Source organism: uncultured Methylobacterium sp. (assembly GCF_964242245.1).
In the GTDB taxonomy this organism is placed as follows: Bacteria; Pseudomonadota; Alphaproteobacteria; order Rhizobiales; family Beijerinckiaceae; genus Methylobacterium.
In genome coordinates this window covers 1-13,405 of sequence record NZ_CAXTBY010000110.1, presented here as the reverse complement: position 1 = coordinate 13,405, position 13,405 = coordinate 1, and the positions used below count along the sequence as shown (strand labels likewise).

Sequence of the window (13,405 nt, the reverse complement as noted above, 5' to 3'; positions counted from 1 at the left end):
ACCGAGGCCGAGATTGCCGGGATGACCGCCGCGGTGAAGCTGACTTATACGCACGCTGCGGAAGTGTTCGCGGCTGCACGCGGCGACAAGCCTGGCCTGGAGGCTGAAGTCCGTTCGGAGATCGCACAACTCTTCCGCGACGGCATGCCGGATGCTGAAGGGCTGATGTTCCACACCTTCGATTGGCACGGCGAATTGAATGTCATGCTCAGGGGGATCGAAGGCGGGATACGCGTCGACCTGTGCGAGAAGGCGGAGAGTTTTACGCCGAACGAAGGTCCGCTCAAAGGCAACCGCGTCTTCGTGCCGGTGCCGTTCAGCGAGGATGAGAACTGACGCCCAGAGATATGCAGGGCACATGACCGAGGGCGACAAACCGGCGGTCGAGAGTCATGCTTTCACCGCGGCTTGATCTCTTTAAGCGGCGATGCCGAGCGCGACAGGTGTTGGGCATTTCAGCAATATACCCATCGCCGCCCCGCGCCCGGCAGCCGCCCGCACGGGGTCGCAGTCGCGTGCTCAACCGACCTCGATGCGCCCGTCGAGGCCGAGCACGCGGCCAAGGCCGCGGACGCGGTTGAGCAGGCGCTCTCCGTTGAGCGCCTCCCACTCGGAGGCTAGGCGCAGCAGCACCCTGCCGTCCTCGACCGTGAGCGGCATCCGGCGCAGAGCGCCCTCCATACCCGCCGTGGTCGGGAAAGCGATACGCAGGAGCGCCCCGATCAGCCGCGCGCGCTCGAACAGGCGCGGACCGGCGAGGTTCCGAAGCATCAGGTTCGCCTTCTCCGACGCGACGCCCTCGTGGCGGAAGTAGATCGCCAGCGCGAGGTAGGCACGGCCGGGATGGTCGATCCCGACGAAGGCCGCGTTCTGGATGATCGCGATGCTCTGCTCGCCGCGGTAGTCGGGGTGCGCCCGCCAGCCGATGTCCGACAGGAGGCAGGCGGCGTGGCGCAGCCGCCGTTCGTCCGCCGTCTCCGGCCCGTCCAGCGTCGCGACGAACCGGTCGGTCCAGGCGAGCAGTTCCTCCGCGTGGCCCGGCGAGCGGGCGCGCAGGGTGTTGAGCTCTCCCGTGGCGGCCAGCAGCGGGTCGAGCGCCCGGCTGTCCTTGTCGAGCTGCTCGTAGAGCAGGCCCTCGCGCACGCCGGAGGCCGAGATCGCGATCTCACGCGGGCGCCCGATCCGGATGATCTCCTCGAGCACGACGGCGCCGTAGGCCAGCAACGGGCGGCGTGCCTCGGAGATCGCGTCCACGTCCTGCAACAGGGCGGCGTCCGATTGCTCGACCACCTGGAGGAAGCTCAGCTCGTCGGAGGGCTCCACGGTGTAGCCGTGCATGACGTGGACCGGGTAGGACCGCGCGGCCTGATGCAGGCGCGCGAGCGCGCGCCACGTACCGCCGACGGCGTAGAAGGTGCGCCCGCGCAGCGTCTCCAGTTGCGGCGCGGCCTTCTTCATGTGCTCGCGCACGATCTTGCCGGCCTTCTTCAGCGAGCCGCCGGAGAGGTCCTGAAGGGCGAGGCCGCCCAGGGGCATCGTCACCCCCTGCCCGACGACGGCGCCGCGCACGTCGACGAGTTCCAGCGAGCCCCCGCCGAGGTCGCCGACGACGCCGTCCGGCGCGTGGAACCCCGAGACGACGCCGAGCGCCGACAGCTCGGCCTCCCGGCGCCCGGACAGGAGCTCGATCCGCGCGCCGCAGGCCTCCTCTGCCGCTTCGAGGAAGGCCGGCCCGTTCGAGGCGTCACGGGCGGCGGCGGTCGCCAGCACGAACAGCCGCGAGATCTGCATCGTCGCGCACAGCACCCGGAAGCGGGCGAGCGCCGCGAGCGCGCGCCGCACCGCGTCCTCGTTGAGCCTTCCGGTCGTCAGTACGTTGCGCCCTAGGCCGCACAGGACCTTCTCGTTGTAGAGCGGCGTCGGCGCCCGGGTGAGGCCGTCGTAGGCGACCAGCCGCACCGAGTTCGAGCCGATATCGATGATCGCGACGGGCGCGGCGACCGCGGCCGTCGCCCGGTCGGCGGAGTGGGCGAGGGTCAGGTTGGCGCGGTGGGGACCCAAGCAACGACCTCGATGCGATGCCGCTCGGCGGGCGACAGGTTCCGTGCAGCAGCCGGCGCGGCGCTCCCGCACCGCCCGGTCCCACGCGCGGCCGGCCGCGGCATGCGGCCGACGGATCAGCCCCGCTGCGCGCGGCGGCTCAGAGCCCGGGGGCTCGACTTCTTCGATGACTTGCCGCGTCCGGACAGGCTCGGGTTCGTCATGAAATACTTGTGCGCGTTGAACGGTTCCTCGCCGTCGGCCGGGTGGATGCGCTCGGCTCCGCCCGACGCCAGCACGCGCCAGCTCTGGCGGTTGTCGAGGAGGTTGGCCAGCATGATCTGGTCGAGAACCTGTTGATGGACGGTCGCGTTGCCGATGGGCAGCAGCGCCTCGACGCGGCGGTCGAGGTTGCGGCTCATGAGGTCGGCCGACGAGATGTACACGGTCGCCTTCGGATGCGGCAGGCCGACGCCGTTGCCGAAGGCGTAGATGCGCCCGTGCTCCAGGAAGCGCCCGACGATCGACTTGACGCGGATGGTCTCCGAGAGCCCCGGCACGCCCGGCCGCAGGCAGCAGATGCCGCGCACCACGCAATCGATCTGCACGCCGGCCTGGGAGGCGTCGTAGAGCGCGTCGATGATCTGTGCGTCGACGAGCGCGTTGCACTTGATCCAGATCGCCGCCGGCCGGCCGGCCTTCGCGTGGGCGATCTCGGCCTCGATGTCGGCGAGCAGCCGCGCCTTGGCCGTCAGCGGCGAGACCGACATCCGCTCCAGTTGCGCCGGCTCGGCGTAGCCGGTGATGTAGTTGAAGATCCGCGAGACGTCCCGCGCGACTGCTGGGTCGGCGGTGAAGAACGACAGGTCGGTATAGATGCGGGCCGTGATCGGGTGGTAGTTGCCGGTGCCGACGTGGCAGTAGGTGACGAGCCGGTCGCCCTCGCGCCGGACCACCATCGACAGCTTGGCGTGGGTCTTCAGCTCGACGAAGCCGAACACCACCTGCGCGCCGGCCTTCTCGAGGTTGCGCGCCCAGCGGATGTTGGCCTCCTCGTCGAAGCGGGCCTTCAACTCGACGAGCGCGGTCACCGACTTGCCGAGTTCGGCGGCCTCGGCGAGCGCCGCGACGATCGGCGAGTTCGAGGACGTGCGGTAGAGCGTCTGCTTGATTGCCACGACGTTCGGATCGCGGGCGGCCTGGGACAGGAACTGCACCACCGCGTCGAACGACTCGTAGGGGTGGTGGACGCAGAAGTCCTTCTGCCGGATCGCCGCGAACACGTCGCCGCCGCCCTCGCGGATGCGCTCGGGGAAGCGCGGGTTGTAGGGCTTGAACTTGAGGTCCGGCCGGTCGATCCCGACGATCTGCGACAACTCGTTGAGCGCCAGCATACCCTCGACGACGAAGACCGCGTCCGGGCCGATCTCCAACTCGTCGCAGACGAAGCCGCGCAGATCCTCGGGCATGCCGGCCTCGACTTCGAGGCGGATGACGATCCCGCGCCGGCGCTGCTTCAGGGCCGTCTCGAAGTGCAGGACGAGGTCCTCGGCCTCCTCCTCGATCTCGAGGTCCGAATCGCGGATCACCCGGAAGGCGCCCTGCCCCTTCACGAGGTAGCCGGGAAACAGCCGGCCGGTGAACAGCACGATTACCTGCTCGATGGCGATGAAGCGGGCCACCGCCTCGCCGTCGGCCATCGGCAGGCGGACGAAGCGGTCGAGCACCCCCGGCATGCGGATCAGCGCGCGCAGCACCCGGCCGTCGCGGGGCCGCGTCAGCATCAGGGCGATCGTGGTGCCGAGGTTCGGGATGAACGGGAACGGGTGGGCCGGATCGATGGCGAGTGGTGTCAGGACCGGGAAGACGTGGCTGAGGAAGTACTCTTCCAGCCACGCGGCCTGCTCGGGCAGAAGGGCATCCGGCTCGACGAGGTCGATCTCGACGCCGTGCAGCTCCTTCCGCAGGGCGCGCCAGCGCGCCTGCTGGTCCTCGGCCAGCCGCGACACCTCGGTGCCGATGCGCGCGAGCTGCTCGGCGGGGGACAATCCGTCCTGCGACGGCAGCGTCAGCCCGGCGCGAACCTGATCGTGCAGGCCTGCGACGCGCACCATGAAGAACTCGTCCAGGTTGTTGGCCGAGATCGAGAGGAAGCGCAGCTTCTCCAGCAGCGGATGGTTGGGGTTCGACGCCTCCTCCAGCACGCGCCGGTTGAATTGCAGCCAGGACAACTCGCGGTTGACGAAGCGTTCCGGCGAGTGCCGCAGCGCCCGCCCGGCTTCCCGTACCGTCTCGCGGGCGGCCCCGTCGGTGGTGACGTCCGTGGGCTCGGCGGAGGGCACGGGCCACGCGTCGCCAACGGTGTCCGATTCCTCGCCCGTCCGCGTCCGGCGCGCGCGCGGCAGCGTGGACGGTCGCCGCGCCGGGTCGGCCCCCTGCTTCCGCGGGCTTGCGTCTCCGGCGTCCTCGGCCGCCTCCGTCCGATCGATGTCCAGTGCGTCCGCGTTCGGTTCGATGTCCGACAAACCCGTCCTCCCAGCCTCCGCGCTCCGCGACCTCTAGCACGCCCGCGCCATCGTCATGCGACAACCGCGTGACACGTTCGACGGCTCACGCGTCCTCGATCCCCTGCGCGATGCCGAGGCGTTCGAGCACGGCGAGCGCCAGGGGTCGGGTGATTCGGCGTCCACGCCCGAGCGCGTCGCGGTCGAGCTCCGCCACGACCTCGCGGGCGCGCCCGAGCGAGCGGTCGATGCGCAGGACCAGCGCGTCGATCACGCTCAGGTCCACCACGAGCTGGCGGTCGACGAAGAGCTTGACGATCACCGCGCGCAGCAAGGCGTCGTCGGGCTCCCGGATCGCGGCACTCGGAGCGAGGCGCAGGCGCGAGCGCAGGTCCGCGATCGTCAGTGCCACTTGGTCGATGGCCGCGGCGCTGGTGAGCAGCACCGGGCATGCCCGCTCGCGGGCGAGGTTGAGCAGGTGGAACAGGGCGGCCTCGTCGCGGCCCTCCCGGTCGATGTCCTCGACGACCAGCGCGCCGTTCGAGACGCAGTGGGGGACCGTCCCGGCGGTCACGTCCGCGGCCGGCACGGTCCAGGCGTGCGCCCGGCTCGCCCAGATCGAGGCGAGATGGCTCTTGCCGCTGCCGGGCGGCCCGGTGAGAACCAGGACCGTGTCCGGCCAGTCCGGCCACGCCTCGATCAGGGCGTAGGCGGCCTCGTTGGCCGGCCCGACCAGGAAATCCTCGCGGCCGAAGCGCGGATCGAGGGGCAGGTCGAAGGCCAGTTGCTTCGGGGGAGCGTTCTCGCGCATGCGGCGCCCAGGTTCACCCGCGGCCCTGCGAGGTCAAGGTCGATCCATCCCGCGGCATCTCCAGCAGCACCGGCCGCTCGGCGTGGTAGAACCGGCTTTCGAGGTAGCGGGACAGCGCGAAGCGCACGAGCACGCCGATCGAGGCGGCCACCGGCACCGCGAGCAGCAGCCCGAGGAAGCCGAACAGCGAGCCGAAGGCGAGCAGCGCGAACATCAGCCAGACCGGATGCAGGCCGACGGACTCGCCGACGAGCTTGGGCGAGATGACGTTGCCCTCCAGGAACTGGCCGACGAGGAACACGCCGACTGTCAGGCCGAGCGGGAGCCAGTCGGAGGCGGGCCAGAACTGCACCAGGGCGACGCCGACCGAGAGCAGGAACCCCGTGAGCGTGCCGACGTAGGGGATGAAGGTGAGGAAGCCCGCGATCAGCCCGATCAGCACGCCGAAGTTCAGGCCGACCAGCCACAGGCCGACCGCGTAGAACGTGCCGAGGATCAGGCACACCAGGGTCTGCCCGCGCACGAACCCGATGATCGCGGTGTCGATCTGCGAGGCGAGGCGCCGCGCCGTCGCCCGGTGGCGGGGCGGAACCCAGCCGTCGAGGATGGCGACCATCCGGTCCCAGTCGACCAGGATGTAGAAGGCCACCACCGGCGTGACGACGAGGAGCGAGGCCACCGAGATCAGCGCCTGCGAGCCGGACCAGATCGACTTGAGGAAGGCGAGCAGCCACGCGCCGCCCTGCGTCGCCAGCGTACCGACGGAGGATTGCAGCTCGTTCAGCACGTCGGCGCCGCCGAGGCGCTGCAGCAGCGGCCCGGCCCGCTCGGCGATGATGCCCTGGAGCCTGCCGACCATGGTCGGCAGGCTGTTGACCAGCGCCGCGACTTGGTTCGCCGCGAGCGGCGCCAGGATCAGCAGCGAGACGACCAGCACCGCGATGAACATCGCCAGGATCAGCAGGCTCGCCGCCAGCCGCCCGAGGCCGAGGCGCTCCAGCCGGTCGGCGAGCGGATCGAGCAGATAGGCGAGCGCGATGCCGGCGACGAAGGGCAGCATCACGTCGCGCAGCAGGTAGACGAGGAGGCCGATCACGGCCAGCGCCGACAACCCGATCACAGCCCGCGCGCGCATCGACTTCCCCTACGAACGGCGACGCTTCCGCCGACGGGTCGAGAGTGGACATGCGGACCGGCCCGATCAAGGCCGTCGGCCACTCGCCCTCGCAGGCGGAAGCCGGTAGAGCAGGCCCGCGAAGGCGACGGGGACTTCCTGGAATGACGGGCGATGAGGGCCTGACCTACGCGAGCGCCGGCGTCGACATCGATGCCGGCAACGCGATGGTCGAGACGATCAAGCCGCTGGTCCGCGCGACCCGCAGGCCGGGAGCGGATGCCGAGATCGGGGGTTTCGGCGGCCTGTTCGACCTGAAAGCCGCGGGCTTCCGCGACGCGATCCTCGTGGCCGCCAACGACGGCGTCGGCACGAAGGTGAAGATCGCGATCGAGACCGGGCGCCACGACACGATCGGCATCGACCTCGTGGCGATGTGCGTCAACGACATCGTCGTCCAGGGCGCGGAGCCGCTGTTCTTCCTGGACTACTACGCCACCGGCAGGCTCGTTCCCGGGGTGGGCGCCGACATCGTGCGGGGGATCAGTGAGGGCTGCCGGCGGGCGGGCTGCGCGCTGATCGGCGGCGAGACCGCGGAGATGCCGGGCCTCTACGCGAACGCGGACTACGATCTCGCCGGCTTCGCGGTCGGCGCGGCCGAGCGCGGCACGCTGCTGCCGAGGCCCGGCATCCGGGCGGGCGACGTGGTGCTCGGTCTTCCGTCCTCGGGCGTCCATTCGAACGGCTTCTCGCTGGTCCGCCGGATCGTGGCGCGGACCGGGCTCGCCTGGGACGCCCCTGCCCCCTTCGCACCGGGCAGGACGCTGGGCGAGGCGCTGCTGGAGCCGACGCGGATCTACGTGAAGCCGCTGCTGGCGGTGCTGAGGGCGACGGACGGGATCAAGGCGCTGGCGCACATCACCGGCGGCGGCTTCCCCGACAACCTGCCGCGCGTGTTGCCGGACGCGGTCGGCATCGCGATCGACCTCGACGCGATGCGCTCGCCGCCGGTGTTCGGCTGGCTGGCGCGGGAGGGCGGCGTGGCGCAGCCCGAGATGCTGCGCACCTTCAACTGCGGCGTCGGCATGGTGGCGGTGGTTGCCGCCGACCGGGTCGAGGCGGTGAGCGCAGCCCTCGTCGAGGCCGGCGAGGCGCCGGTGCGGCTCGGGCGGATCACTCCGCGGGGGGATGAGCCCGTGACCTTCACGGGACGCCTCGCCCTCTGATGACCGTGCGCAGGAGGCGCGTCGCCATCCTGATCTCGGGGCGCGGCTCGAATATGGCCGCGCTGATCGAGGCGGCGCGCGCCGTGGACTATCCGGCCGAGATCGTGCTGGTGCTCTCGAATCGCCCCAACGCCGCTGGCCTTGCCCACGCAGAGGCCGCCGGTATCCCGGCCCGCGCCTTGGACCACGAGGCCTTCCCGGATCGTGAGCGCTTCGATGCGGCGCTCGATGCCGCGCTGCGTGCGGCCGGGATCGATCTGGTGTGTCTTGCCGGATTCATGCGGATCTTCTCGGCCGGCTTCGTCGAGGCCTGGGCCGGGCGGATGCTCAACATCCACCCGTCGCTGCTGCCGCTGTTCCGGGGCACGCGGACCCATGCCCAGGCGCTTGCCGCGGGCGTGCGCCTGCACGGCTGCACCGTGCACTACGTGGTGCCCGAACTCGATGCCGGGCCGATCGTGGCGCAGGCCGCCGTGCCGGTCCGGCCGGGCGACGATGCAGGCACCCTCGCCGCCCGCGTGATCGTGCAGGAGCATCGCCTCTATCCGGCGGCCCTGGCCCTCGTCGCCGGGGGCAGGGCCCGGCTGGACGGGGAACGGGTCGTGTTCGACGCCACCGTCGCTGGGGTCGACGGGGCGCTGCTCAGCGTATAGCTCGCCGCATACGCTCGAACCACCCGGCGCCTCTGCGGGAAACGGTGGAGGGAGGTCCCCCTCCTCAGACCGGGCGCGGCAGCTTGCAGCTATCCAGCGCGTCGAGGGCCTTCGCCTTCGCGGTGTCGCTGAAGTAGCCGGTCGCGCGGTAGGATGCGATCTCGGTCCGATCCATCGCGCGCAGGGTGCGCTCGGCGTAGCAGCCGCAGGGCGCCGACAGGCTGGTCTCCTCGACCTTCTGGAGGCGGGACTGCGTCACCGCGCAGGCATGCGCCACCCGGCCGGTCAGGTTGGTTCGCGATGCCCGCTTGAGGGCCGGGTCCGGGGTGTAGCCCTCCAGCGCGGCCGTCTGGCTGACGCGGTTGCCCGCGTTGCAGGCGGCGAGCGTCGAGAGGAGGCAGGCCGCGAGAGCGAAGCGGCCGGTGCGCGCGAGGCGGGTGCGCGGGGCATTGAGGCGCATGGCGTGTCTGGTCCGCAAATGGAGAAGCATCGACCGCTCCTCCATCACGCGGCCGGGCCGCTGCGCGCTAGGGCCGCGCAGCCACACCGATGCGCGAATACGGTGGCGACGCGCTCCGGGATCGTCGGGCGATCAGCCGGCGATGTCGGCGTCCTGGAAGAACTGGGCGATCTCCATCGCCGCGTTCTCCGCGCTGTCCGACCCGTGAACGGTGTTCTCGCCGACCGATTCCGAGAAGGTCTTGCGGATGGTGCCCTCGGCGGCCTGGGCCGGGTTCGTCGCGCCCATCACCTCGCGGTACTTGGCCACCGCGTTCTCGCCTTCCAGCACCTGCACCACCACCGGGCCGGACGTCATGAAGGCGACGAGTTCGCCGAAGAACGGCCGCTCCTTGTGGATCGCGTAGAACGTCTCGGCCTGCGCTCGGCTCATCTTAATGCGACGCTGTCCGACGATGCGCAGGCCCGCCTTCTCGATGACCGCGTTGACCGCGCCGGTGAGGTTCCGCTTGGTCGCGTCCGGCTTGAGGATGGAGAAGGTGCGCTCGGTGGCCATGGTCCGTCCGATCCAGGTGAGAAACCGCCAGCAAGCGCGTCGGGAAAACCGCCTCGGCGCCGGGCTTATAGCGGGGGCGCCAGACGCCCTCAACCCGAGCCCGCGGGAAGCTCGGCCATGGCATCGCTGCAACACCGCCGAAAAATCGCCCGATTGCGGCGGCTCAGTGGTCGGCACGACCGACACCCGCCCCGCGCATCCGCGCGCCAGCTTCGGAGATTTCCCATGCGCCTCGCGCTCGCCTCCGCCCTTCTCGTATCCGGCATCGCCACGGTCTCGGCCGAGACCGGCAAGGACCCGTCCGGGACTTGGCTGACGGAGGATGGCCGCGCCAAGATCCGGCTCGATCGCTGCGGCGCGGGCCAAGCGCAGGTGTGCGGCAAGGTGGTCTGGCTCAAGGTCGCGATGACCGAGGCCGGAACGCCCCGCACCGACCTGAAGAACCCCGATCCGCGGAAGCGCTCCCGGCCGGTGCTCGGCCTTCAACTCATCGAGGGCCTGAAGCCGGACGAGCAAAAATTCTCCGGCGAAATCTACAACATCGAGCAGGGCAAGACCTATCAGGTCAGCGTCGAGCGCGAGAGCCCGTCCGAGTTGTCGGTCTCGGGCTGCCTGCTCAAGGTGCTGTGCGGCTCGCAGACTTGGACCCGTGTGCCCGACGTGAACCAGCAGGCCGCTGCCGCATCGGAGGTGTCTGCCGCGCGTGTTGCGAAGCCCGCCGCGAAGTAGGACGCGCGCATCGCATCCCGCACGCGACGCACGGCTTGCGTCGGGCTTCGCGGGTGAGGCGCCAGGGAAACGTCAGATCGCGGCCAGTCCCCGCTGAACGGCGGGGCGGGCCAGCACGGCGTCGAGCCAGCGCTGAACGTTGGGCAGGCCGGTCAGGTCGATGCCCTGCTTGCCGGAGAACTTGGCCCAAGGCACCGTCGCCATGTCGGCGATGGAGTACGCGCCCGCGAGGTAGTCGCGGCCGGCCAAGCGCCGGTCCAGCACGCCGTAGAGGCGGTTCGACTCGGTGACGAAGCGGTCGATCGCGTAGGGGATTTTCTCCTTGGCGTAGATCCGGAAGTGATGGGTCTGGCCGAGCATCGGCCCGAAGCCGGCGCATTGCCAGAACAGCCACGCGTCGACGGCGACCCGCGCCCGTTCGTCCTGCGGATAGAACTGCCCGGTCTTCCGTCCGAGGTACTGCAGGATCGCGCCGGATTCGAAGATCGAGATCGCTTCGCCTCCCGGCCCGTCGTGATCGACGATGGCCGGGATCTTGTTGTTGGGCGAGAGCGCCAGGAACTCGGGCGCGGTCTGCTCGCCCTTGGCGATGTCGACCGGGACGATCCGATACGGCAGGCCGCACTCCTCCAGCATGACCGGGATCTTCCAGCCGTTGGGCGTGCTCCACGTGTGGACGTCGATCGGTTTGCCGGTCACGGCCGCCATCGTCTCTCGTGCCCCTACTGGATCGGCCGGCCGGAGCGGCGGGCCCGGTGAAGATGACCTCGGGTAGCTAGCCCGGAACTTCGCCCGCACTCAAGGGACGCGCGCCGCCCGCTCACGATTGCGTGAGCGGGCGGCGCGCGTTGTTGGCCAAGCGCGCCCCGCCCTTGTCCGGCCGGCAGGTTGGCGATGTGATGCTGAGGCTTGCGTGACGCCGCTCGGCGGATCGCGCCATCAACAAGGGTCCGCCGTCATGCTCGCCCGTCTCCTCGCGCTCTCAATCCTCGCCGCCCCGCTCGTCCTCGCCACACCCGTTCCAGCCAAGGAAGCGCCCGCGAAGACGGCGGAAAGTCCGGCGCCGACCGCTGCCAAGCCCGAGAAGGCCCCGAGCGCGGGCCAGACCGCGGCCCGGGAGCGGCAGAAGACCTGCGGCGCGCAGTGGCGGGCGCTGGCCGATGCCGAGAAGGTGTCGCAGGGGCCGAAGTGGCCGCAATACTGGAGCAAGTGCAACAAGCGCCTCAAGGGCGAGAAGGCTTGAGGGCGCAGAGAACCGCTCGGTGCGCGGCGGGGTGTGCCTCCGGATCGGATTAACCGCGATGCGTGATGACTGAACGGCAGGCGCTCCAGCGCGTGGTGGCGGTGGCGGCGATCATGCCGGTCGCCGCCGGACTCTACGGCGTCCTCTTCGGCGTGAACGGCCTGGAGGGCGGCGTTCCCAACGTCTCTGCCGACAGTCATTTCCGCTACCTGTCCGGCCTGCTGACCGGCATCGGCATCCTGTTCTGGACCTGCGTGCCGGGCATCGAGGGCAAGAGCCGGCTGTTCCGCTTCCTCACCCTCGTCGTGGTGCTGGGCGGCTTGGCGCGACTGCTCGGGCTCTACCTCACCGGGTTGCCGTCGCTCACCATGCTCGCGGCCCTCGGGGTGGAACTCGGCCTCACGCCCCTGCTCTGCCTGTGGCAGGCGCGCGTCGCAGGCCGTGCCAGGATGGCTGGCGCCCCCGCCCCGGCCCACGACGCCTGAGACGCCCGCGGCACTGCGGTCCGGCGAAGTGCTGGTCCCCGCCATGCGCGACTTCGTAGAGAACAGCATGAGCGGTGACGCGTAAGTCTTGCGACCTCGCGCATCATCGACGCTCATGCCGCAACGCATTGAAACCCGCCCCAAACATCCGTCGGCCCTGGAGTGCGCTGCAGCACGATACTCGGATGCGGATACTTACAAGCGTAGCCTTATTTATTGTCGATCGCGGCTTTATTATTTTCTTGACGACACGAAGGCAAGGTTGCAATCTTGCCTCGTGCTTCACGAATCGAGGCACGAACCGGTCGCAGGGTGGATTTTTCGCCGGATGACGGCTGGATCGATCTGGAGGAGACAGGGATGACTCCACCGCAGCGGGACGCCGCGACGACCCCCTCGGGACCGGTCCGGCCCGACGCCTAGCGGCACCACACGGACGACCGGGCGGAAACGGCTCCAGGGGCGCAGAAGCGGCCGACACGGCACGTCTTCGAATGCGCGAAATGCCCCGACTTCAGCCGCTTCCGCCCTGTTCGCGCGCCGGGCTCGGGGCCGATCCTCGCGTTCTACGCGATCCCCAGCTTGTCCTTGAGCAGCGCGTTGACCGCGGCCGGGTTGGCCTTGCCGCCGGTGGCCTTCATCGTCTGGCCGACGAACCAGCCGAGGAGCGTCGGCTTCGCTCTGGCCTGCGCCACCTTCTCGGGGTTCTTCGCGATGATGTCGTCGATGGCCGCCTCGATCGCGCCGGTGTCGGTGACTTGGCGCAATCCGCGGGCCTCGACGATCTCGCGGGGGCTGCCCGGCTCGGCCCAGACGATTTCGAACAGGTCCTTGGCAATCTTGCCGGAGATGATGCCCTCGCCGATGAGGTCGATGATCTGCCCGAGCCGCTCGGCCGAGACCGGCGTCGCCTCGATGCCCAGACCCTCCTTGTTGAGGCGCCCGAACAGCTCGTTGATCACCCAGTTGGCCGCAACCTTGCCGTCGCGCCCGCGCGCCACCGCCTCGTAGTAGTCGGCGGCCGGACGCTCGGCCACGAGCACGCCGGCATCGTAGGCGGACAAGCCGAAATCGGCGATGAAGCGCGCCTTCTTGGCGTCCGGCAGTTCGGGCAGGCCTTCTGCCAGGGCATCGACGTAGGCTTGGTCGAATTCCAGCGGCAGCAGGTCCGGGTCGGGGAAGTAGCGGTAATCGTGCGCCTCCTCCTTGGAGCGCATCGCGCGGGTCTCAGCCCGGACCGGATCGAACAGCCGCGTCTCCTGGCTGATCGTGCCGCCGTCCTCGATGATCGCGATCTGGCGTCGGGCCTCCGTCTCGATCGCCTGCCCGATGAAGCGGATCGAGTTGACGTTCTTGATCTCGCAGCGCGTGCCGAGCGGATCGCCGGGGCGGCGCACGGAGACGTTCACGTCGGCGCGTAAGCTGCCCTTCTCCATGTCGCCGTCGCAGGTGCCGAGGTAGCGCAGGATCGTGCGCAGCTTGGTGACGTAGGCGCGCGCCTCCTCCGACGAGCGCAGGTCCGGCCGCGACACGATCTCCATCAGCGCGACGCCGGAGCGGTTGAGGTCGACGAAGCTCTGGGTCG

Annotated in this window: 14 protein-coding genes; 6 read left to right on the top strand and 8 right to left on the bottom strand. The window is 70.0% G+C overall.

The genetic code is table 11. The features are described from left to right. On the top strand, positions 1–336 hold a 336-nt coding region (locus ACFE8Y_RS17750; protein ID WP_375465709.1), incomplete at its 5' end, for a hypothetical protein. Between the two features lie 183 nt (positions 337–519). Here ACFE8Y_RS17750 and ppx read toward each other — a convergent pair. The 4 genes from ppx to ACFE8Y_RS17730 all read right to left on the bottom strand — a co-directional run bounded on the left by ppx (position 520) and on the right by ACFE8Y_RS17730 (position 6,490). Further along, on the bottom strand, positions 520–2,061 hold the full coding sequence (ppx, locus tag ACFE8Y_RS17745; RefSeq protein WP_375465708.1) for an exopolyphosphatase: 1,542 nt from the start codon (positions 2,059–2,061) through the stop codon (positions 520–522). 116 nt (positions 2,062–2,177) lie between these two features. Beyond that, positions 2,178–4,565, bottom strand: coding sequence for an RNA degradosome polyphosphate kinase (locus tag ACFE8Y_RS17740; protein WP_375465707.1), 2,388 nt, complete (start codon positions 4,563–4,565; stop codon positions 2,178–2,180). 85 nt (positions 4,566–4,650) lie between these two features. Further along, complete coding sequence (locus tag ACFE8Y_RS17735; RefSeq protein ID WP_375465706.1) at positions 4,651–5,355, bottom strand: hypothetical protein; 705 nt, start codon at positions 5,353–5,355, stop codon at positions 4,651–4,653. Positions 5,356–5,368: 13 nt separating this feature from the next. After that, positions 5,369–6,490 (bottom strand): AI-2E family transporter, encoded by a 1,122-nt coding sequence (locus ACFE8Y_RS17730; protein WP_375465705.1) that lies wholly within the window; start codon positions 6,488–6,490, stop codon positions 5,369–5,371. A gap of 143 nt (positions 6,491–6,633) precedes the next feature. Between ACFE8Y_RS17730 and purM the strand changes: the two genes are divergently transcribed. After that, complete coding sequence (gene purM, locus ACFE8Y_RS17725) at positions 6,634–7,695, top strand: phosphoribosylformylglycinamidine cyclo-ligase (protein WP_375465704.1); 1,062 nt, start codon at positions 6,634–6,636, stop codon at positions 7,693–7,695. Then, entirely contained in the window at positions 7,695–8,348 is a 654-nt protein-coding gene (gene purN / locus ACFE8Y_RS17720; protein WP_375465703.1) for a phosphoribosylglycinamide formyltransferase, read from the top strand. The genes purM and purN overlap by 1 nt, the downstream gene beginning before the upstream one ends. Positions 8,349–8,412: 64 nt before the next feature. Here the strand turns inward: purN and ACFE8Y_RS17715 are convergent, their stop codons facing one another. Both ACFE8Y_RS17715 and ndk read right to left on the bottom strand, forming a co-directional pair. Further along, on the bottom strand, positions 8,413–8,808 hold the full coding sequence (locus tag ACFE8Y_RS17715) for a hypothetical protein (protein WP_375465702.1): 396 nt from the start codon (positions 8,806–8,808) through the stop codon (positions 8,413–8,415). A 132-nt stretch (positions 8,809–8,940) separates the two neighbouring features. Next, a complete protein-coding gene (gene ndk, locus ACFE8Y_RS17710; protein ID WP_375465701.1) occupies positions 8,941–9,363 on the bottom strand; it encodes a nucleoside-diphosphate kinase in 423 nt (140 codons plus the stop codon). A 225-nt stretch (positions 9,364–9,588) separates the two neighbouring features. On the opposite strand from ndk, the gene ACFE8Y_RS17705 reads away from it, so the two are divergent. Next, the gene (locus ACFE8Y_RS17705; protein WP_375465700.1) at positions 9,589–10,092 is read left to right on the top strand and encodes a DUF2147 domain-containing protein; all 504 of its coding nucleotides are present in this window, start codon (positions 9,589–9,591) and stop codon (positions 10,090–10,092) included. Positions 10,093–10,164: 72 nt separating this feature from the next. On the opposite strand, the gene ACFE8Y_RS17700 is transcribed toward ACFE8Y_RS17705, so the two are convergent. Beyond that, positions 10,165–10,800, bottom strand: coding sequence for a glutathione S-transferase N-terminal domain-containing protein (locus tag ACFE8Y_RS17700; protein ID WP_375465699.1), 636 nt, complete (start codon positions 10,798–10,800; stop codon positions 10,165–10,167). 250 nt (positions 10,801–11,050) lie between these two features. Between ACFE8Y_RS17700 and ACFE8Y_RS17695 the strand changes: the two genes are divergently transcribed. Together ACFE8Y_RS17695 and ACFE8Y_RS17690 are read left to right on the top strand one after the other, a co-directional pair. Beyond that, complete coding sequence (locus ACFE8Y_RS17695; RefSeq protein WP_375465698.1) at positions 11,051–11,335, top strand: hypothetical protein; 285 nt, start codon at positions 11,051–11,053, stop codon at positions 11,333–11,335. Positions 11,336–11,400: 65 nt separating this feature from the next. After that, positions 11,401–11,820: a DUF4345 domain-containing protein gene (locus tag ACFE8Y_RS17690; RefSeq protein ID WP_375465697.1), complete on the top strand. Its 420-nt coding sequence runs from the start codon at positions 11,401–11,403 to the stop codon at positions 11,818–11,820. Positions 11,821–12,386: 566 nt separating this feature from the next. Here the strand turns inward: ACFE8Y_RS17690 and gatB are convergent. Continuing rightward, positions 12,387–13,405, bottom strand: a 1,019-nt coding sequence (gatB, locus tag ACFE8Y_RS17685; protein WP_375465696.1) for an Asp-tRNA(Asn)/Glu-tRNA(Gln) amidotransferase subunit GatB, incomplete at its 5' end; no start/stop codon positions are given.